The sequence below is a fragment of the Janthinobacterium sp. SUN118 genome (assembly GCF_030397695.1).
Classification (GTDB): Bacteria; Pseudomonadota; Gammaproteobacteria; order Burkholderiales; family Burkholderiaceae_D; genus Janthinobacterium.
Genome location: NZ_JAPUBV010000001.1, coordinates 1127976 through 1147919 on the forward strand (window position 1 = coordinate 1127976; position 19944 = coordinate 1147919).

Sequence of the window (19944 nt, forward strand, 5' to 3'; positions counted from 1 at the left end):
GATAGTGTCAATGGCATGGCAGCGCTGCTGATACCCTTCACAGTCTGATCTGGCGTCGCGCCGGCCCCCAACGCACGATTGCATCCACAGGCGAAAGCCGCCATTAATCACTCGTATCGAGACAGCGACAAAAAAACAGCGGCTGCCCACACTGGCGCAGCCGCTGTTGTCACGCGCATCGCGGGATCAGAACTTCACCCACAACCGCCCGAAGTACGATGCGCCATTCAGGCCGAACTGCACGCTGTCGTACTTGAAGCCGTTGTCCGTCTCGTCGGCGTTCTGCGTGGTGGGCTTGATGTTGAAGATGTTGTTGCCGCCAAACGTCAGCTTGGTGTTCTTGTTGATGCTGTAGGTAAAGCTCAGGTCGGCTGAGGTCTTGGCCTGGTAGCGCGCGTTCGGCACGCCTTCGGCCGTACCGCTGAAGGTGCCCAGGGTTTGCGGGCCGAAGTAGATGATGCGCAAGTCCGATTCCAGCTTGCCCGTGATGTAGTCGAAGCCCAAGGTGGCTTTCGCGCGCGGGCCGCCCTGTTCGATGAACAGGCGCTCGCGTTCGGACAGCAGCACGTCTTCGTAGCCTTTCAGCGAGTCGGGCGTCTTGACCTTCGTCACTTCCGTCTTGCTCAGGTTGAGGGCCAGGAAGCTGTTCAGGCGGTTGCCGGCCAGTTCGCCCTTGTGCGAGGCCGTCAGGTCCAGTCCCCGCGTGCGCGTGTCGATGGAGTTGACGAAAAATTGCGCCTCGCCCACGCCCAGCAAGGCCAGGCGCGCCGCCAGGTCAGGGTAGTTGTCGGCATTGAAGCGGCCCGACAGCACGATGCGGTCCTTGATCTTGATGTTGTACAGGTCGGCCGTCACGGAGATGGCTTGCGTCGGCGTCCAGGTGGCGCCGAAGGTGAAGCTGGTGGATTTTTCTTCCTTCAGTTTCGGGATGCCGGCCGCGTTGGCGACGGCGCCGCCATTGGGCGCCAGCACCACGTCGGTGGGAACGCCGCCGATGAAGTCGGTGAAGGTGGACGAGAAATACACTTGCTGCAGGGACGGCGCGCGGAAGCCCGTGCTGGCCGAGCCGCGCAGCAGCACCTCGGGCGCCACCTTATAGCTGGCGGCCAGCTTGCCCGTCACGGTGGAACCGAAATCGCTGAATTTCTCGTAGCGCAGGGCGGCCTGGGTTTTCAGGCGTTCCGTCCAGTCCAGTTCCACGTCGCCATACGCGGCGATGCTGTGGCGCCTGGCCTTGGTGGCGTCGCCGGGCTGGAAGCCGGGGAAGCCCTGGCTGCCCGCGTTGCCGCCCACGCCCACGCCGTCGGCGTCGATGTAGGAAGCTTCTTCGCCGGCCATGATCTTGTATTCCTCGCTGCGGTATTCGGCGCCGAAGGCCACGTTCATGCCGCGCATCACCGTGTCGTAATAGCGGCTGAAGTCGGCGTTGCTGGTCAGCTGCTGGAACGAGAAACCGCCCGCGTCAAAGTTGCTGGCGCTCACGCCCTTGCCGCCGGCCAGCAAGTCGCGGTTGGCGATGGAAGCGTTGAGGGTATGGCTGATGTCGTAGCGCATCTTGTTGTAGCCATAGGTTTGCGAGAAATCCGCATGCCATTCGCCGATCTGGCTGCGGTGGCCGATGGTGGCGTACTGGTCGTCGATCTTGCCATTGATGAAAGGCACGAAGCCGTCCGGATACATGGCGGCCGAATTGCGCGACGGGATGTCGTCGCTGCCGATGCCGCCGCGGCCAAACGCGGCGCTCGACGCGTCGCGCGTCTGCGCGCCCGCCGTGAAGTACAGTTTCCCAGTGGTGCTGGTGGCATAGTCGCCATTCACGTACAGGGTTTTGTTCTTGGACTTGGTGTCGCCGATGATGCGCATGCTGTCCGCATCGGCGCGGTTCGAGCGGCCCCGGTCCAGGTATTCACCCGTGATGGCAATCGTGCCCTTGTCGCCGAGGGCGATGCCGCAGTAGGCGGACGTCATGTAGTTCTTGCCATCGCCGGCCGAGTACTGGCTGTAGCCGGCCACCGCCTCGCAGCCCAGGCTTTTCTTCAGTTCGATATCGATCACGCCGGCAATGGCGTCCGAGCCGTACTGGGCGGCGGCGCCGTCGCGCAGCACTTGCACATTCTTGATCGCCAGCAAGGGAATCGCATTCATGTCCGTGCCCGTGTTGCCGCGGTTGCGCGCGCCGAACAGGTTGACGAGGGCCGTCGTGTGGCGCCGCTTGCCGTTCACCAGCACCAGCGTCTGGTCGGAGCCGAGTCCGCGCAGGGCGGCCGAATCGATGAGGTCGGCCCCGTCGGCGCCCGTCTGGCGCGTGGAGTTGAACGAAGGCGAAATGTATTGCAGCGATTGCGCCAGATCAAATTGTCCGCCTTGCTCCGCCACCCTGGAAATGGGGATGATATCGACCGGCACCATGGTGTCCGTGGCGGAACTGGCGACCCGGCGCGAGCCGACCACGCTGACCGTTTGCACGGGGCCATCCGTGGCAGCCGCTTCCGTGTTCTGGGCCATGGCGGCGGGACTGAAGGCGGCCAGGGCGGCGCTGCCGTACAGACTGATGAGGACTGCTTTATGCAAGGTGGTGAGGGTCGGCACGCAGTATCTCCAGGTCGATGGTTGATGTTATTGCTCACTCGATTCTAGTGCCAACATTTCAAGACTCACCAGCGATACTTTGTTTTGTTATTACAAATTGCCAGTAACTGTTGTTTCCTGGTTGATTATCTTTTGCTCAATGCTTTGCCTGCCTTGCGCTGGTGCGGCATGCCCCATTCAGGTGCTGCGTTGCACCATGCCGCCCACCCGGATTTCATGCGCGCTGTATTGCACCTGGATCAGGCACGGCTGCTGCGTCAGGTGGCCCTGATGCAGGCGCAGCGACTGCTGCAAGTGCGCTGCCAGCGCCCCTGCCGCCACGCCGGTGGCGCTGTCTTCCAGCGCCGGATCGAGGTGGTTGAAATTGCGCCCTTCGTATTCGCTTTCGCCCGTGCGGCAATACGCATAGCAGCCGCTGACCTTATGCAGGGCACTCCAGTCGGCGATCAATTCCAGGTTCGGCCGCAAGGCGCGCAGGGTGGTGCGGTCGGCCACTTCCAGCAGCAGCTTCGGACTGCCCACGGAAGCGATCACGGGCGGTGACGCCAGGTGCATGTGCTGGCCCATCAGTTCCGACGGCACATAGCGCTCGATGGCGACGGCGGGGGCAGGCTGGGGCGCCAGGCCGATGAACAATCCCTGCGCGCTGCGCAGCAGGTGCAAGGCTTGTCCGCGCATGGCGGTCGTGACCGTCAATGTCGCCGGCGCGCCAGGCGCCGTCAGCAAGACGTGGCTGGCTGCCAGGGTGGCGTGCAGGCACAGGGGACTGCGCGTGTGCGGATAGAAATAGTCGAGCACGATACCGCCATCGGCCTGGCGGTCGATGAAGACGCAGGCGCTCACATTGCGCTCGCGGGCAAAGCGCTGGCGCCCGGTTTCGCCGCTGTCGTCGTTTTCCACGACCAGCGCCGCATTGCCGCCGCCGGGTTCGGCACCGAAACATTTTAAAAGGTGAACGTTCATGGTGAGCGATGCGCAAGGTAAAACGTCAGCATAACTGAGAAGTCCCACTCAAGATGAGTATAATATACTGTGTTTATATACAGTTATTGAGGTAGATCATGGGGCGCGCAGCCTTACCCGAGTATGCTGAGTTGTACTGCCTGAGCAATTTCAGCTTCCTGCATGGCGCCTCGCATGCACAGGAGCTGGTGGCGCGCGCCGTGCAGCTCGGCTACCACGCGCTGGCCATCACGGACGAGTGTTCGCTGGCCGGCGTCGTGCGCGCCCATGCGACGGCCAAGCGGGCCGATTTTCCCCTGATCATAGGCGCGCATTTTCACCTGACGCAGGCTGACGGCAGCCCGGGCCTGTCCTTGCTGGCGCTGGTGCGGGACCCCGAAGGCTATGGCAACCTGTCGGAACTGATCACCATGGCGCGCACGCGGGCGGCCAAGGGGCGCTATCTGCTGACCCCCGATGATCTTGCCGCGCCATCGGCCGAATTCGCCCATTTGCGGGGTTTGCCCGGCTGCCTGATGGTCTTGCTGCCCAGCTATCCGGCGCAGCTGGAAACCGTGCATGCGCAGGGGGCGTGGATGGCGTCCACCTTTGGCCGCGAACGCAGCTGGGTGGGCTTGAACTTGCTGCAGCGGGCGCAGGACGACGCGCACCGTCTTGCCGTGCAGGAAGCGGCGCAGGCGCTGGGCTTGTCCGTGGCGGCCGTGGGCCACGTGTGCATGCATGTGCGCTCGCGCAAGCCCTTGCTCGATACACTGTGCGCGATTCGCGTGGGCAAGCCCGTGGGCGAATGCGGCTATGCGCTGGCGCAGAACGCGGAACAGCATCTGCGTGCGCGCTTGCGCCTGGCCAATGTGTATCCGCCGCAGGCGCTGGCGGAAACCGTGCGCATCGCCGACATGTGCACATTCTCGCTCGACAGCCTGCGTTATGACTATCCCGACGAACTGGTGCCGCACGGCCATACACCAGCGACTTATTTGCGCCAGGAAACGTATGCGGGCGCGCGCCTGCGCTTTCCGCTGGGCATACCTGCCAACGTGCAGGAGCAGATCGAGCAGGAGCTGGCGCTGATCGCCGAGCTGTCGTATGAAGCCTACTTTTTGACCGTGTACGACATCGTGCGCTTTGCGCGCACGCAAAACATCCTGTGCCAGGGCAGGGGTTCGGCCGCCAATTCGGCCGTCTGCTATTGCCTGCACATCACGGAAGTGGACCCGGCGCGCGGCAATTCGCTGGTCGGGCGCTTCATGTCGCGCGAGCGTAATGAACCGCCCGATATCGACGTCGATTTCGAGCACCAGCGGCGCGAAGAGGTCATTCAATATATCTACGGAAAATATGGCCGCGAGCGGGCCGCGCTGGCGGCCGTGGTGATCAGCTACCGGCCGAAGAGCGCCTTGCGCGACAGCGGCAGGGCGCTGGGGATCGACCTGGCCATCGTGGAAAAAGTGTCCAAGGCGCATCGCTGGTTCGACGGCAAGCGCGATCTGCTGGACCGCCTGGCCGAATGCGGACTCGACCCGGAGGCGGAATTGTCGCAGCAGTGGGCCGGCTTGGCGCAGCAATTGCTGGGATTTCCCCGCCACTTGTCCCAGCATCCGGGCGGCTTCGTCATTGCGCATGGAAAATTATCGCGCCTGGTGCCGATTGAAAATGCCACCATGGCCGAGCGCAGCGTCATCGAGTGGGACAAGAATGACCTCGAGGAACTGGGCTTGATGAAGGTCGATGTGCTGGCGCTGGGCATGCTGTCGGCCCTGCGTCGCGCCCTGGAGCTGGTGGGGGCGCGGCGCGGCGAGGAATTCCGCCTGCAGGATATTCCCCGCGAAGACCCGGCCACCTACGACATGATGTGCCTGGCCGACACCATCGGCGTGTTCCAGATCGAGTCGCGCGCGCAGATGAGCATGCTGCCCCGCCTGCGGCCCCGTGAATTCTACGACCTCGTCATCGAGGTGGCGCTGGTGCGTCCCGGCCCCATTCAGGGCGGCATGGTGCATCCGTATCTGCAGCGGCGCCAGAAAAAGGAGCCGGTCGACTATCCGAAGGGCCTGGAAAAGGCGCTGGGGCGCACCCTGGGCATCCCGATCTTCCAGGAGCAGGTGATGCAGGTGGCCATCATCGCCGCCGATTTCACGCCGGGCGAGGCGGACCAGTTGCGGCGCGCCATGGCGGCCTGGAAACGCAAGGGCGGCATGAACAATTACAAGGAACGCATCGTCGAAACGATGGTCAAAAATCAGTATGAGCGAAAGTTCGCGGAAGCCATCTTCAGCCAGATCGAGGGCTTTGGCGAATACGGTTTTCCCGAGTCGCACGCGGCCAGTTTCGCCCTGCTGACGTATGCCAGTTCCTGGCTGAAATGCCACGAACCGGCCGCTTTCTTGTGCGCCTTGCTCAATAGCCAGCCCATGGGCTTTTACAGTCCCTCACAACTGGTGCAGGATGCGCGCCGGCATGGCGTGCGAGTGCAGCCCGTCGACGTGGCTGTCAGCGGCTGGGAGGCAACGCTGGAAGCGGCGGGGGAGCAGGGCGCCGCGCCCGCCGTGCGCCTGGGCTTGAACAGCCTGTTCGGCATGCGCGCAGAGGCCGCCCGGCGCATCGAGGATGCGCGCGTCATCGCCGCCTTTGCGGACGTGGCCGACCTGGCCCGGCGTGGCGGTCTGGATCGCCATGACTTGCAGGTGCTGGCCGCTGGCAACGCGCTGCACGCGCTGGCCGGTCACCGCCGCACGGCGCTGTGGCAGGCGGCTGGCGCCGTGCCGGGCAAGGATCTGCTGCGTTCCACCACGCATGAGGAGGACTTGCCCGCGCTGCCCGCACCGACGGAAGGCGAGGCCATCGTCAGCGATTACCGCGCGCAGGGGCTGACCCTGGGGCGCCACCCGCTGGCGCTGCTGCGTACGCAGTTGCTGGCGCAGCGCTTCCTGCCCGCCTCCACGCTGATGACTTACACGAACGGGCAGGTGGCGCGCGCCTGCGGCATCGTCACCGTGCGTCAGCGGCCTGGCACGGCCAAGGGCGTCATCTTCATGACCCTGGAAGACGAGACGGGCACGGTGAACGTCATCGTCTGGCCAGACCTGGTGGAAAGCCAGCGGCGCGAAGTGCTGAGCGCGCCGCTGCTGGGAGTGTATGGCGTGTGGCAGAGGGAAGGCATCGTGCGCAACCTGGTGGCCAGGCGCCTGGTCGACATGTCGCATTTGCTGGGACGCTTGCGTACCAGCAGCCGCGATTTTTGCTGAGTGTTGTATAAAAGGATGCCGGCATGGCATGATTTACGCATGACACCCTTGCCCGAACCGACTCTGCGTCCCGCCCTGGTGGCGGACGCGCCCGCCATCGTTGCCCTGATCGATGACTTGATGCCTTTTTTGACCCTGCACCCGGACGGTGCGGGAGCGGAAAGGTTCATCGAGCATTGCCGCCAGCCGGCCATCGAAGGCTATCTGTCGCAGAGCCGCTATGCCTACCAGCTCGCGCATATCGATGGCGAACTGGCCGGCGTGGTGGCCATGCGCGACAACACGCATCTGTTCCACATGTTCGTGCCGCGCGCGCTGCACCGGCGCGGCATGGCGCGCCGGCTGTGGCAGGCGGCGCGTGACGCTGCCATCGCCGCCGGCAATACGACGGGCTTTACGGTGAACGCCTCCCTGTATGCCTTGCCCCTGTATGCGCGCCTGGGCTTTGTCGCCACCGGGCCGAAGGTGGAGATGGATGGCATCGCCTTCGTGCCGATGCGCATGGCACTGGATTGACTATCCACCCAGGAGCGGGGACCTCAGCGACCTGGTGCCCGTCGCGTATCTGTGCGCACTTCCATCAATAGCCCGCGCTGTTGCAGAATGATTCTGCCCACAAGGAAGGCGATTCCCCAGCTGAACATGGCAGCCGCAAGGAACAGTGTCCGGCCATCCGGTTCCTGATAGTGTCGAAATAAATGGCTGCATCCGCACACAAGACCGCTGACGCCAAACAGCAATAATGGCTTCACATCGGCGATGAAGTTCGCATAGGCGCCGGGGCCACATTGTGCGTCCACTTTGGCGGCCAGCGACGGCACCTGGAATGGATATCCGCTGATTTTGCTGGCGAACAGCGCGGCCGCCAGGATTTGTGCCAGTAAAAGCCAGTAATCGCGCGATAAATCAACACCGTGAAGCAGCTTGTCCGGGAAGGTATGGACGGAATAATAGGCCATGCCGCATATCCAGATAGCGGCGGCAATGGCTTTTGAGATGCTCATCGTTGATCCTGAAAGGGTTGGTCTTAATACCAGGCGCGCCACATTACACCATCAAGCGAGCAGAGCCAAGCGATGACAGCAAGGGACCGCCGGCCAGGCTACGCCCCCTGCATGCGTTTGACCTGCCTGACGCATTACCACCTGACGATCTTGCCTGGATTCATGATGTTCTTCGGATCCAGCGCGTGCTTGACGGCGCGCATGGTGTCGATGGCGCCTACACCGTGTTCCTCCACGAGGAAGGCCATCTTGTGCATGCCCACGCCGTGCTCGCCCGTGCAGGTGCCGTCCATGCCGATGGCGCGCGTGACCATGTCGCTGTTGACCTTTTCGGCGCGCGCGATGTCGGCCGGATCATCGGGGTCGACCAGCATCTGCACGTGGAAATTGCCGTCGCCCACATGGCCGATGATGGCGTAGACGAGGCCCTGCGCTTCGCAATCGGCCTTGGTGGCCAGGATGCACTCGGCCAGGCGCGAAATCGGCACGCAGCAATCGGTAGAAATGGCGCGGCTGCCGGGGCGCATCTGCAGCAGCGCGAAATACGCGTTGTGGCGCGCAGCCCACAGGCGCGAGCGTTCTTCGGGGCGGCTGGCCCACTCGAAATCGCTGGCGCCGTGTTCCGCCGCGATGTCCTGCACCAGCTGCGCCTGTTCGGCGACGCTGGCCGGCGTGCCGTGGAATTCGAACAGCAGCAGCGGTTTTTCCGGCAGCGCCATCTTGTCGTAGGCGTTGATGGCTTTCACGCCGTTTTCATCGAGAAACTCGACCCGCGCCACGGGCACGCCCATCTGGATGGTCTGGATCACGGCGCTGACGGCTTCGCCCGTGCCGGGGAACGAGCACACGGCCGCCGAGATCGCTTCCGGCAGCGGGCACAGTTTCACCGTCACTTCCGTGATGATGCCCAGCGTCCCCTCGCTGCCGACGAACAGGCGCGTCAGGTCGTAGCCGGCCGACGATTTTTTCGCCCGCGTGCCCGTTTTGATGATGCGGCCATCGGCCGTCACCACCGTCAGAGCCAGCACGTTTTCGCGCATCGTGCCGTAGCGCACGGCGTTCGTGCCCGAGGCGCGCGTGGCCGCCATGCCGCCCAGCGAGGCATTGGCGCCCGGGTCGATGGGAAAGAACAGGCCCGTGTCGCGGATTTCCTCGTTGAGTTGCTTGCGCGTCACCCCGGCCTGCACGGTGGCCGTCAAGTCTTCACCATGCACTGCCACCATCTGGTGCATTTGCGACAGATCAATCGTGACGCCGCCATGCAGGGCCAGCACGTGGCCTTCGAGCGAGGTGCCGCTGCCGTAGGCGATGACGGGCACGTCGTGCGCGCTGCACAGCTTGACGGCGGCCGCCACTTCCTCGGTGGAATGGGCGAAGATGACGGCGTCCGGCAGCATGGGAGGATAGCTCGACTCGTCGCGGCCATGGTGTTCGCGCATGGCTTGCGTCATGGAAAAGCGGTCGGCAAAAATCAGGGAAAGTACGGCAGCAAGGGATTCCGGCAGCGGTTTTTTCAGTGCCGCCAACTGGTCAGTATGGTTCACGCGTGTCCTCCGTTTATTTTATTCTACTCTGCAACTGCGGATTGCAGCGGAGCAGTCATCCTGGATTTTTGCCCATTGTAAAAAAATCAGCGGGGAGTGTCGTGTCTTGGTTGTAAATGAGAATCATTTCTATTAAAATGCCCGCCTGAGTGTTTTTGCAACAGCTTTGATCCGCAGCTTTGACCCGAAAGGCCATGCCCATGAAATTTCCCCTGTCCCTCTCCGCTGTCCTGCCCGCCTGCGTGCTGGCCCTGAGCGCCTGCAGCAGCGTCGCGCCGGCAGGCAGCGTGGCCACCGGCACTGCCGCCGCCACGCCTGCCGCTGCGCCAGAGGTGCGCCAGCTGGGCGAGATCGTCGACTTGCGCAGCGGCCAGCGCCTGAGCGCCGAGCAACTGCTGGCCCAGCTGGCCGCCGCGCCGCGCGTCATCATCGGCGAGCAGCATGACCAGCTCAGCCATCATCGGATCGAGCAATGGCTGTTGCAGCAACTGCAGGGCCGGCGTCCGCAAGGCAGCGTGCTGCTGGAAATGCTGAATCCGGACCAGCAAGCCAAGGTGGACAAGGTCAAGCCGTGGCTGCAGACGGATCCCGTCGTGCGTCCCGAGCACGTGGCCGAGCTGGTGGCGTGGCAACCGAACTGGAAGTGGGAGCAGTATGGCGACCTCGTGATGACCGTGATGCGCGCGCCGTATCCCGTCTGGTCGGCCAACCTGGACCGTAGTGAAATCAAGCAAATGTTTGCCGACAAGCCTGGCGTGCAGGGCAAGCATTCGAACCTGGCCAACGACGGCAAGGTGCATGACAAATTAAAGGACATCATCCGCGTCATGCATGACAACCAGATCGACGAGCCGCGCCTGGCCGCCATGCTGTCGGTGCAGCAACAGCGCGACCGCCGCATGGCCGAGCGCCTGCTGGCCGCGCCGGCGCCGGCCGTGCTGATCGCCGGCGCCTACCATGCGCACAAGGACCTGGGCGTGCCGCTGCACGTGCAGGACTTGACGGGCGGCCCCGCGCCGCTGGTGCTGGTGCTGGCCCGCCAGGGCGCCGAGGTCAAGGCGCCGCAGGCGGACTTTGTGTGGTTCACGCCGGTTGCGGCGCCCGCCGTCGCCAGCGCCAGGTAAGGCGTTTGACGTCAGCCGTTTGATATCGCCGGGCATTCCGCCCGGCACTCTCCCCCCAGCAAGCTCTTCCATAGCAGCCAGGTAGTCCGTCCGATTTTTTGCATGCGCGTGCGCGCCGTTGGCGCAGCCATGCCTGTTGATTGTTGAAGCTCCCATGCGTACCCCTTCGTCCTATCTCCAAGCCGCTACCTGCGGCGTCGTTCTTTCCCTGTTGCATGCCGGCGCGCAAGCGTCCGCGCTGCCGCATGACATGTCGCCGCTGGGCATGTTTATCGCCGCCGACCAGGTGGTGAAAAGCGTCCTCATCGGTTTATTGATCGCCGCGCTGGCCACCTGGGTGGTCTTGCTGGTGAAGGGCGCCAGCTTGCTGAAAGCCCGGCGCGACGCGGCGCAAGCCGTTGCCGTGCTGAAGCAGGCCACGTGCTTGGCGGATGCAGCAATAAAGAGCGGGGCGTCGTTGCTGGCCCAAGGTTTGCTCGATGATGTACAGCAGGAACTGAATTTGTCGCACGCCCATGCGCCGGCACCGGCGTTGAAGGAGCGCGCCGGTTTTCGCCAGGAACAGTTGATCGCGCACAAGGTACGCAACATGACGCAAGGCATCGGTCTCCTGGCCAGCATAGGCGCCGTGGCGCCGTTCGTTGGCCTGTTCGGCACCGTGTGGGGCATCATGAACAGTTTCATCGGCATTGCCGTCAGCCAGAGCACGAACCTGGCCACCGTCGCGCCGGGCATCGCGGAAGCCTTGCTGGCGACAGCGCTGGGCCTGGTGGCGGCCATTCCCGCCGTCGTCATCTATAACGTGCTCAGCCGTGGCATCAATCAGTACAAGGCGCAGCTGCGCGCCGCCTCGGCGCAAGTGCTGCTGATGCTGAGCCGCGACCTCGACACGCGCAAGCAGGCCTGAGCCATGGCCAGCCTGTTCCCTTCCCAGGATGACGCTACGGCCGACATGCCGGAGTTGAGCGAGATCAATGTCACGCCCTTCATCGACGTGATGCTGGTGTTGTTGATCATCTTCATGGTGGTCTCGCCGCTGGCCACCGTCGACCTGAAGATCGACTTGCCGGCCGCCACGGCCAAGCCCGAGCCGCGCCCCGAAAAACCGCTGTTCGTTTCACTGAAGGCCGACCACAGCCTGTACCTGGGCGAGTCGCCTGTGGCGCGCGCGCAACTGGGCCGCCTGCTCGACGCGCAGACGGGCGGCGACCGCCAGCGCACGCTGTTTTTCCAGGCCGACAAGCAGGCCGCGTATGAAGACGTGCTGGGCGTGATGGATGCCTTGCGCCAGGCCGGCTACCTGAAAGTGGGCCTGGTGGGCCGGGAGGGCGGGTGAGTGCGCCGTCCATGCTGGCGCCGCGTCCCGTTCTGAACTGGGGCATCGCCACGGCGCTGGTGGTGGCCACGGCGCTGGCCTTGCTGCTGTGGGCCGGCTGGCAGCCTGCGATGGTCACGCCCGCCAATCCGGCGGCCAGCGTGATGGTGGTGTTTGCCGCGCAGGCGATGTCGCCGGAGACGCAGCAGGCGGCTGCGGCAGGGGCGCGCCAGTCGGTGGCGTCCAGCGCGGCCCGGCCGCCAAAGAGCACCGTCCGGCAACAGGCGCTGCCCGTGCTGGCGCGCGCCGCCGCGCCGGAGATCGTTGCGGCGGAAAAAGAGGAGAAGGCGGCGGCCAGTCCATCAACGGAGCCGGGCAAGGATGCCGCCAAGGAAGCGGCATTGCCCGCGCAAGCCAGCAGCAGTGCCACGCCGGCGCCCGCCGCCGTGCGCGGCCCGCAGGCGGCGCCGTTGAATAGCGACACGCCGTCGTCCAGCGCGGCGCCGGCCAGCTGGCAAAGCCGGGTGCTCGGCCACCTGGCCCGCTTCAAGCGCTATCCGGGCGATGCACGCCAGCGCAAGCGGGCCGGCGCCGCCTGGGTGCGCTTCCAGGTGGACCGCGACGGCAAGCTGCTGTCCAGCGAATTGATCACCTCATCGGGCACGGTGCTGCTCGACCGCGAAGCGCTGCAAGTGCTCGAGCGCGCGCAACCGCTGCCTGCGCCGCCCGGCAACGTATTGCACCAGGGCACGGTGACCGTCACCTTGCCCGTCTCGTTCAAGCTGGAAGCGGGACAAGACAAGGCATGAGGATGCCGATTGCTTTTCATTAAAAAAATCTGACCATAACAAATCGAGGGTGTATGCATATCAAGAGAATGGCGCAAGCCGTGGGCGTTTGCATGGCGTTGCTGGCGCAGCAGGCGCAGGCGCAGGAAAATAGCGCGGGCAAGGTGGAGTTTTCAGCGCTGAATGTATCGGGTGAAACGGTGTCCGTGGAACAGCAGGCGCTGGAAAAGCCGGGCGCCGTCAGCGCGCGCGGCCCCGATACGCGCCTGCAGAGCGTGGACCAGATCGTGCGCGGCATGCCGGGCACGTTCACGCAGATTGATCCGGGACAAGGCGCCATCAGCGTGAATATCCGTGGCTTGTCCGGCATGGGCCGCGTCAACATGATGGTCGATGGCGTGACGCAGAATTACTACGGCAGCGCGCCGTCGGATGTGTCGCATGGCGGCGTGCCCGGCAGCCAGTTCGGCACCCTGATCGACCCGAACTTCATCATCGGCGTGGATGTGTCACGGGGCAACGCCGTCGGCAGCGACGGCATCAATGCGCTCGGCGGCAGCGCCAATTTCCGCACCATCGGTGTCGATGACGTCGTCTTCGCGGGCGAAAAGACGGGCGCGCGCACGAAGATGTCGGCGGGCAGCAACGGCGTGGGACGCAGCGCCATGCTGGCCGTGGGCATGAAAAACCCCGCCTTCGACGGCGGCAGCGTGGGTTTCCTGGCGGCTAGCAGCGCGAGTGTCATCGGCAACAACTACAAGAATGGCAAGGGTACGGACAGCGAGGAATTCGGCTTCGGCTACAACCGTTTTTACAAGCAGAAGCCGAAGTCGCAATTGCTCAAGCTGGACTTGAAACTGAGCGACTTCCACGCACTGGAACTGTCGGCGCGCGATTACCGCAACACGTTTACGCGCCGCGACATCCAGAGTAATGATTACTATGTGAAATATCACTACACGCCGTTTTCCGAATTGATCGACCTCAATGTGATCGCCAGCAGCAGCCGCGGCAATCAGAAATACATGCCCGAGGCCTTGATGAATTTCGTCAACACCAACGCGGCCAACCGCGCCGACGCCGTCGACATCAATAACACCAGCAGCTTCAGGCTGGCCGGTGGCGACGCGCTGGTGACGGTGGGCGGCAAGTTGATGCGCAATGAGTACAGCAAGCACGTGGAAAGCCTGGTGCAGGACCCGGACAATCCCGATGCCAACCAGCAATCGATTGAAAACAATACGTTTGGCCCCACGGGCAAGCAAAAGATCGACAGCCTGTACGCGGGCCTGCAGTACAACCGCGGCATCTATCAAGTCCATGCGGGATTGAACTACACGCGCTTCGAGCTGACCGGCTACAAGCCCGCCTGCGACGAGCGCGTGAAGTGCTTCCCGCAGGGGGCGGCGCATATCGCGCTGAAGGAGCATGGCATCAACCCGTCGCTGCTGGTTTCCGCGCAGGTGGCGCCGTGGTTCCAGCCGTTCGCCAGCGCCGAGCGCACCATGCGCGGCCCGAATCCGCAGGAAGTGTTTTTCTCGAATGACGGCGGGGCGTCGATGAACCCCTTCCTGAAGGGCGAGAAATCGACCACCTACCAGCTGGGTTTTAATTCCAGCCTGCATGGCTTGCTGACTGCCAACGACGCGCTGAACTTCAAGGCCCTGTATTTCAAGAGCAAGATCGACGGCTATATCACCAGCCAGTCCTTCCTCGTCTGCGATGGCGGCCGCAAGTGCAATATGGCGGAAGTGCTGGCCACGGACTGGCAGACGGTCGATGAGTACGTGACGAATATGTATATCTACATCAACTCGGCCACGCCCGTGCGCACGCGCGGCTGGGAGCTGGAAGCGCAATACCAGCTGGGGCCGGCCTATGCGCGCCTGTCGTACACGCGCGAAAAGACCAGCCAGCCCACCTCGATCGCCAGCGCGTGGTTTGGCGCGGCCGATATCAGCGAGCTGCCCAGCACGTATTACAACCTCGACGTGGGCACGCGCCTGTTCGACAACAAGATGGAGCTGGGCGCCATCATCAAGCACACGGGCGCCAACCGCCGCCTGTCGCCGGAAAATAATACGGATGAAGTGACGGGCGACATCGTCAAGGTGGACAATCCGAAGATCCCGGCCGTGATCGACCTGTATGCCAGTTACCAGGTGACGAAAAACCTGTTCCTGCGCCTGTCCGTGCAGAACGCCATGGACAAGGATTACTCGGAAGCGCTGAACCGGCTGAACTCGATGCCGTCGCAGTCGAACGAGAATACGCCGATGAGTACGGCGCGCGGCAGGACGTATGTGGCAGGGCTGGAATACCGCTTTTAAGGTGGGCGTGACACCACCCCGGTGCCTGGCGCCGGGGTGGTTGCGGCGAGCTTAGTAGTCGCGCGGGGTGGTTCCATAATAGCTGTGGATGGAGTTCACCCACGTGGTATCGGCCATGTTCGGCCAGTTATCCGTGTCGAAGCCCGGTGCGTTTTCGATGCGTTCCTTGTCGACGTTGAGCGTGAAGCGCTTGTTGACGGTGTCGAGCAGCAGCGCTTCCCAGGGCACGGCGAACAGCTTTTCGCCGATGGTAAAGACCCCGCCGTGCGACATGACGGCATAGGCGATCTTGCCGCTGCGCATGTCGATCATGATTTCCTTGATTTCGCCCAGGTGTTCATCCTTGGCGTTGCGCACATGGTCGCCGATCAGGGTGTCTGCACCCATCAGTTCAGGGCCGGGGCCTTTATGGCCGCGGTTGACATACATGCCGTAGGCGTCGCGTTCTTCGTAGCTCATGATGATCCTCCGTTGAAAAATTCCAGTCTGGGCGCATGTCGTGGCAGGGTCTGTTCGCTCGCCCACACAACATATGGAATTGGAAATATTTCAATTATTGCTATTGGGTAATTTTGTTGTGCGTAGACAGCAGGAGGGGGCGGGATAGTCGGCATTTGGCGCAAATTTCCGCGCGCGGGGAGCGCCGCAGGCGGGCTTTAGTGTATAATTTCAATTTCCCGCACGTGCCGTTCGGCACCATCTGCAATGACCAAATTTGTCTTCGTCACTGGTGGCGTTGTGTCTTCCCTTGGAAAAGGGATTGCCGCCGCCTCCCTCGCCGCGATCCTCGAATCGCGCGGCCTTAAAGTCACCATGCTCAAGCTCGACCCGTATATCAACGTCGATCCTGGCACGATGAGTCCTATGCAACACGGTGAAGTATTCGTTACCGACGACGGGGCCGAAACCGACCTCGACCTCGGTCACTACGAGCGCTTCATCTCCACCCGCATGAAAAAGGTGAATAACTTCACCACTGGCCAGATCTATGAATCGGTGATCCGCAAGGAACGCCGGGGCGAATATCTGGGCAAGACCGTGCAGGTGATTCCGCATATCACCAATGAAATCCAGGATTACATCCGCCGTGGCGCCGAAGGCTACGACGTGGCCCTGTGCGAAATCGGCGGCACCGTCGGCGATATCGAATCGCTGCCCTTCCTGGAAGCGGCGCGTCAGCTGAGCCTGCGCGCCGGCCGCAAGAACACGGCCTTCGTCCATCTGACCCTGGTGCCGTACATCGCCTCGGCCGGTGAACTGAAAACCAAGCCGACCCAGCACTCGGTGCAAAAGCTGCGCGAAATCGGCATCTTGCCGAATGCGCTGCTGTGCCGCGCCGACCGCGCCATCCCGGAAGACGAGCGCGCGAAAATCTCGCTGTTCTCGAACATCGAGGAAGACGCCGTCATTTCCGTGTGGGACGTCGACACCATCTACAAAGTGCCGCAGATGCTGCACGACCAGGGTCTGGACAAGATCATCTGCGACGCGCTGGACCTCGATCCGGCGCCGGCAGACCTGTCGATCTGGAGCAAGCTGATTTATACGATGGAGCATCCGAAGGCGGAAGTGACCGTCGGCATGGTCGGCAAGTATGTCGAGCTGACCGAGTCGTACAAGTCGCTGATCGAAGCGCTGCGCCACGCCGGCATCCACACGGAAAGCCGCGTCAACATCGAGTACATCGATTCGGAAGAAATCGAAACGACCGGTTGCGACGGCCTGGGCAAGTACGACGCCATCCTGGTACCGGGCGGCTTCGGCAAGCGCGGCGTGGAAGGCAAGATCAAGGCGGCCCAGTTCGCCCGTGAAAACAAGATCCCTTACCTGGGCATCTGCCTGGGCATGCAAGTGGCCCTGATCGAATACGCGCGCAACAAGGCAGGCATGCCGAACGCGAATTCGACCGAGTTCGACCTTGATACGGATCAACCTGTTGTTGCACTGATCAATGAGTGGCAAAACCACGATGGTAAAGTCGAGTTGCGCGATGAAAACTCGGACCTGGGCGGTACCATGCGCCTGGGCGCGCAGACCTGCGCCGTCAATCCGGGCACCCTCGCCGCCGAAATCTATGGCAGCGTGGTGACCGAGCGTCACCGCCATCGCTACGAAGCCAATAATCACTACCTGGCCCGTGTCGAAGCGGCTGGCCTGATCGTGTCGGCCCGCACGCCAAGCGAAGATTTGTGCGAAATCATGGAATTGCCACGCACGGGCGAAAATGCCCACCCATGGTATATGGGCGTGCAATACCACCCTGAGTTCAAATCGACGCCACGCACCGGCCATCCGTTGTTTACCTCGTTCATCAAGGCAGCGCTGGCGCACAAAGAAGCCAACGCGGCCGCGGAATAACGCGGGTCGATAGCGACAGTATTACCCGTAAGACAGCTCCCGGCCAGATTGTTCCCGCCGGGAGTTTCTTTGCCCCCCTTTGTGCAATTGCGCATCAGAACGCAGTGTGCAGCCCCTGTTACGCTTAACTTTGGAGAATGACATGAGTGCTATTGTTGATATTATCGGTCGCGAAATCCTGGACTCGCGCGGCAACCCGACCGTCGAATGCGACGTGTTGCTGGAATCGGGCGTGATGGGCCGTGCGGCCGTACCGTCGGGTGCCTCGACCGGTTCGCGCGAAGCCGTGGAATTGCGCGATGGCGACGCCAAGCGCTACTTCGGCAAGGGCGTGCTGCAAGCATGCGAAAACATCAATACCGAAATCTCCGAAGCCATCATGGGCCTGGACGCCAATGAACAGGCTTTCCTGGACCGTACCCTGATCGACCTGGACGGCACGGAAAACAAATCGCGCCTGGGCGCCAACGCCATCCTGGCCGTCTCCATGGCCGTTGCCAAGGCTGCCGCCGAAGAAGCGGGCTTGCCGCTGTACCGCTATTTCGGCGGTTCGGGCGCCATGCAGATGCCAGTGCCGATGATGAACGTCATCAACGGCGGCGCGCACGCCGACAACAACCTGGACATCCAGGAATTCATGATCATTCCCGTCGGCGCACCGTCGTTCAAGGAAGCCGTCCGCTACGGCGCGGAAGTGTTCCACACGCTGAAGAAAATCCTGCACAAGAAGGGTTTGAACACCAACGTGGGCGACGAAGGCGGTTTTGCGCCATCCTTGGCCAACCATGAAGAAGCCATCAAGCTGATCATCCAGGCCATCGAAGAAGCCGGCTACGAGCCAGGCACGCAGATCGCCATCGGCCTCGATTGCGCCGCGTCCGAGTTCTACAAGAACGGCAAGTACGAAATGGAAGGCGAAGGCCTGAGCCTGACCGCCACCGAGTTCACCAACCTGCTGGCGACCTGGTGCGACAAGTACCCGATCATCTCGATCGAAGACGCGATGCATGAAGGCGACTGGGATGGCTGGGCGATCCTGACGGCGGAACTGGGCAAGAAAGTGCAACTGGTCGGCGACGACCTGTATGTCACCAACACCAAGATCCTGAAAGAAGGCATCTCGAAAGGCATCGCCAACTCGATCCTGATCAAGATCAACCAGATCGGTACCCTGACGGAAACGTTCGCCGCCATCGAAATGGCCAAGCGCGCCGGCTACACGGCCGTCATTTCGCACCGCTCGGGCGAAACGGAAGACTCGACCATCGCCGATATCGCCGTTGCCACGAACGCTTTGCAGATCAAGACCGGCTCGATGTCGCGTTCGGACCGCATGGCCAAGTACAATCAGCTGCTGCGTATCGAAGAAGACCTGGGCGACGTTGCCAGCTATCCAGGACGCGATGCGTTCTATAATCTGAAGTAAGCTGATGTAAAACCCACTGGCCGGCCGGAGATGTTCCGGCCGGTTTTTTAACTGAATGCCCCATGCGCCTGATTACGCTCGCCCTGGCAGCCTTGCTGCTGTTGATCCAATTTCCCCTCTGGCTGGGTAAAGGCGGCTGGCTGCGTGTTGCCGACATGGAAGCCCAAGTGGCGGTGGCCAACAAGAAGAATATGGAATTGAAGGCGCGCAACGCCAAGCTCGAATCCGAAGTGCGCGACCTGAAGGACGGCACGGGTGCGGTCGAGGAGCGTGCCCGCTATGAGCTGGGCATGGTCAAACAGAATGAGATTTTCGTGCAGATCGTGCGCAAGGGCCAGACCCCGCCACTGCTGGAAACGCCGGTGGACGCTGCCGCGCCACACTAAGAACTACCACTTCCCCTTGCCAGCCTGGACCGATTGCCAGGCTGGCATGTCACTGCTGGCCACGCGCCGCATTGCCGCGCTGCTGGCCAAGCCTGTTCTTATCTACTGCTTGTTCTTGCTACTTGTACTGCTCTGCACACGACTGGCCGCATGGCGCGGCGCGCTGGATACCGCCTTGCTGCTTGCTGATCAGAAACGGGCTTTGCCGGTCGAGATCAGGTAAAAATGGATGCCGGTAACGACGACGGCGACAGCGATCAATGCAGTTTCGAGAAACATCATAATAATTCCAGTAAGTTGTTTATAAAGAGTTACAACGCCTAACAAAACCGTCGCGAGCGGAAGGGAGAGGCGGCTAAGAAGCGCAACCGTACTCCGGTACGGTGAGCATCGCAGGCCACCTATGCCGACGCGCAGCAGGTTTTGGTAGGTGTACTTAGGTAAAAAACGTTCGGGTCCAGGCGCCAAGCCGAAGACAGTACGAACGTACGGCAAGGCGCAGGCAACGCCGCCCTGAACGTTTTCTTAACCGCGCGAGGCCAGGAAGCGCAGTTCGGCGGCCAGGTTCGGCATCAGGCGCTCATGGCGCGCCGCTTCCGAGTTCAGCAGGGCGAAATCGCGCTTGCTAGGGCGCACATAGCGCTCGTCGTCAGTGCTGGCCGCCGGGGTGCCGGTGGCGATGACTTCCTTCTGTGCCAGTTCGCTGTAAGGCTTGGAAGCGAGCAGGGCGCCCAGGAAGGCGCGCGTGGCGCGGCCCAGGTTGCTGAAATAGTTGTCGTCGTTGCTGTAAGTGTTGGTGAAAGTGGACATATGCCCTCCATGAATGGTCTGTTGTTGCATTGCACAATAATGGAGTTGCCGATATATGTCTA

Annotated in this window: 17 protein-coding genes; 11 read left to right on the forward strand and 6 right to left on the reverse strand. The window is 62.5% G+C overall.

All coding sequences use genetic code 11. The features are described from left to right. Window positions 1–186: 186 nt before the first annotated feature. Both O0880_RS05170 and O0880_RS05175 read right to left on the reverse strand, forming a co-directional pair. Complete coding sequence (locus tag O0880_RS05170) at window positions 187–2589, reverse strand: TonB-dependent receptor (protein WP_289885426.1); 2403 nt, start codon at window positions 2587–2589, stop codon at window positions 187–189. 177 nt (window positions 2590–2766) lie between these two features. Further along, window positions 2767–3552 (reverse strand): PhzF family phenazine biosynthesis protein, encoded by a 786-nt coding sequence (locus O0880_RS05175; protein WP_289885428.1) that lies wholly within the window; start codon window positions 3550–3552, stop codon window positions 2767–2769. A 98-nt stretch (window positions 3553–3650) separates the two neighbouring features. Here O0880_RS05175 and O0880_RS05180 point away from each other — a divergent pair, with 98 nt between their 5' ends. Beyond that, complete coding sequence (locus tag O0880_RS05180; RefSeq protein ID WP_289885429.1) at window positions 3651–6797, forward strand: error-prone DNA polymerase; 3147 nt, start codon at window positions 3651–3653, stop codon at window positions 6795–6797. A gap of 39 nt (window positions 6798–6836) precedes the next feature. Next, window positions 6837–7313, forward strand: coding sequence for a GNAT family N-acetyltransferase (locus tag O0880_RS05185; protein WP_289885430.1), 477 nt, complete (start codon window positions 6837–6839; stop codon window positions 7311–7313). A 23-nt stretch (window positions 7314–7336) separates the two neighbouring features. On the opposite strand, the gene O0880_RS05190 is transcribed toward O0880_RS05185, so the two are convergent. Beyond that, on the reverse strand, window positions 7337–7801 hold the full coding sequence (locus O0880_RS05190; protein ID WP_289885432.1) for a hypothetical protein: 465 nt from the start codon (window positions 7799–7801) through the stop codon (window positions 7337–7339). A 134-nt stretch (window positions 7802–7935) separates the two neighbouring features. Next, on the reverse strand, window positions 7936–9345 hold the full coding sequence (locus tag O0880_RS05195) for an FAD-linked oxidase C-terminal domain-containing protein (RefSeq protein WP_289885433.1): 1410 nt from the start codon (window positions 9343–9345) through the stop codon (window positions 7936–7938). Window positions 9346–9545: 200 nt separating this feature from the next. Here O0880_RS05195 and O0880_RS05200 point away from each other — a divergent pair, with 200 nt between their 5' ends. The 5 genes from O0880_RS05200 (at window position 9546) to O0880_RS05220 (ending at window position 14902) form a co-directional block, all read left to right on the forward strand. Continuing rightward, window positions 9546–10469 carry a ChaN family lipoprotein gene (locus O0880_RS05200; RefSeq protein ID WP_289885435.1) on the forward strand — a complete coding sequence of 308 codons (924 nt, stop codon included), beginning with the start codon at window positions 9546–9548 and terminating at the stop codon, window positions 10467–10469. Window positions 10470–10623: 154 nt separating this feature from the next. Then, complete coding sequence (gene exbB, locus O0880_RS05205; RefSeq protein WP_289885437.1) at window positions 10624–11376, forward strand: tonB-system energizer ExbB; 753 nt, start codon at window positions 10624–10626, stop codon at window positions 11374–11376. Between the two features lie 3 nt (window positions 11377–11379). Further along, window positions 11380–11805: a TonB system transport protein ExbD gene (exbD, locus tag O0880_RS05210; RefSeq protein WP_071322474.1), complete on the forward strand. Its 426-nt coding sequence runs from the start codon at window positions 11380–11382 to the stop codon at window positions 11803–11805. Further along, window positions 11802–12593, forward strand: a complete 792-nt coding sequence (locus tag O0880_RS05215; protein ID WP_289885440.1) for a TonB family protein — start codon at window positions 11802–11804, stop codon at window positions 12591–12593. The genes exbD and O0880_RS05215 overlap by 4 nt, the downstream gene beginning before the upstream one ends. A gap of 53 nt (window positions 12594–12646) precedes the next feature. Next, complete coding sequence (locus O0880_RS05220; protein WP_289885443.1) at window positions 12647–14902, forward strand: TonB-dependent receptor; 2256 nt, start codon at window positions 12647–12649, stop codon at window positions 14900–14902. 51 nt (window positions 14903–14953) lie between these two features. On the opposite strand, the gene O0880_RS05225 is transcribed toward O0880_RS05220, so the two are convergent. After that, window positions 14954–15361, reverse strand: a complete 408-nt coding sequence (locus O0880_RS05225) for a PRC-barrel domain-containing protein (RefSeq protein WP_289885444.1) — start codon at window positions 15359–15361, stop codon at window positions 14954–14956. A 246-nt stretch (window positions 15362–15607) separates the two neighbouring features. Between O0880_RS05225 and O0880_RS05230 the strand changes: the two genes are divergently transcribed. The 4 genes from O0880_RS05230 (at window position 15608) to O0880_RS05245 (ending at window position 19295) form a co-directional block, all read left to right on the forward strand. Further along, window positions 15608–17260 (forward strand): CTP synthase, encoded by a 1653-nt coding sequence (locus tag O0880_RS05230; RefSeq protein WP_071322477.1) that lies wholly within the window; start codon window positions 15608–15610, stop codon window positions 17258–17260. A gap of 142 nt (window positions 17261–17402) precedes the next feature. Then, window positions 17403–18686 (forward strand): phosphopyruvate hydratase, encoded by a 1284-nt coding sequence (eno, locus tag O0880_RS05235; protein ID WP_071322478.1) that lies wholly within the window; start codon window positions 17403–17405, stop codon window positions 18684–18686. Between the two features lie 62 nt (window positions 18687–18748). Further along, entirely contained in the window at window positions 18749–19072 is a 324-nt protein-coding gene (gene ftsB, locus O0880_RS05240; RefSeq protein ID WP_035821182.1) for a cell division protein FtsB, read from the forward strand. A 46-nt stretch (window positions 19073–19118) separates the two neighbouring features. Beyond that, window positions 19119–19295, forward strand: coding sequence for a hypothetical protein (locus O0880_RS05245; protein ID WP_289885450.1), 177 nt, complete (start codon window positions 19119–19121; stop codon window positions 19293–19295). A gap of 302 nt (window positions 19296–19597) precedes the next feature. On the opposite strand, the gene O0880_RS05250 is transcribed toward O0880_RS05245, so the two are convergent. After that, window positions 19598–19882, reverse strand: coding sequence for a hypothetical protein (locus tag O0880_RS05250; RefSeq protein WP_071322479.1), 285 nt, complete (start codon window positions 19880–19882; stop codon window positions 19598–19600). Window positions 19883–19944: the final 62 nt, after the last annotated feature.

What these genes read in the sequence shown, in the direction of transcription:
- O0880_RS05175 (WP_289885428.1), bottom strand. Translation starts at nt 3,552, where the DNA reads ATGAACGTTCACCTTTTAAAATGTTTCGGTGCCGAACCCGGCGGCGGC.
- O0880_RS05180 (WP_289885429.1), top strand. Translation starts at nt 3,651, where the DNA reads ATGGGGCGCGCAGCCTTACCCGAGTATGCTGAGTTGTACTGCCTGAGC.
- O0880_RS05185 (WP_289885430.1), top strand. Translation starts at nt 6,837, where the DNA reads ATGACACCCTTGCCCGAACCGACTCTGCGTCCCGCCCTGGTGGCGGAC.
- O0880_RS05190 (WP_289885432.1), bottom strand. Translation starts at nt 7,801, where the DNA reads ATGAGCATCTCAAAAGCCATTGCCGCCGCTATCTGGATATGCGGCATG.
- O0880_RS05200 (WP_289885435.1), top strand. Translation starts at nt 9,546, where the DNA reads ATGAAATTTCCCCTGTCCCTCTCCGCTGTCCTGCCCGCCTGCGTGCTG.
- exbB (WP_289885437.1), top strand. Translation starts at nt 10,624, where the DNA reads ATGCGTACCCCTTCGTCCTATCTCCAAGCCGCTACCTGCGGCGTCGTT.
- exbD (WP_071322474.1), top strand. Translation starts at nt 11,380, where the DNA reads ATGGCCAGCCTGTTCCCTTCCCAGGATGACGCTACGGCCGACATGCCG.
- O0880_RS05220 (WP_289885443.1), top strand. Translation starts at nt 12,647, where the DNA reads ATGCATATCAAGAGAATGGCGCAAGCCGTGGGCGTTTGCATGGCGTTG.
- O0880_RS05225 (WP_289885444.1), bottom strand. Translation starts at nt 15,361, where the DNA reads ATGAGCTACGAAGAACGCGACGCCTACGGCATGTATGTCAACCGCGGC.
- O0880_RS05230 (WP_071322477.1), top strand. Translation starts at nt 15,608, where the DNA reads ATGACCAAATTTGTCTTCGTCACTGGTGGCGTTGTGTCTTCCCTTGGA.
- eno (WP_071322478.1), top strand. Translation starts at nt 17,403, where the DNA reads ATGAGTGCTATTGTTGATATTATCGGTCGCGAAATCCTGGACTCGCGC.
- ftsB (WP_035821182.1), top strand. Translation starts at nt 18,749, where the DNA reads ATGCGCCTGATTACGCTCGCCCTGGCAGCCTTGCTGCTGTTGATCCAA.
- O0880_RS05245 (WP_289885450.1), top strand. Translation starts at nt 19,119, where the DNA reads ATGTCACTGCTGGCCACGCGCCGCATTGCCGCGCTGCTGGCCAAGCCT.
- O0880_RS05250 (WP_071322479.1), bottom strand. Translation starts at nt 19,882, where the DNA reads ATGTCCACTTTCACCAACACTTACAGCAACGACGACAACTATTTCAGC.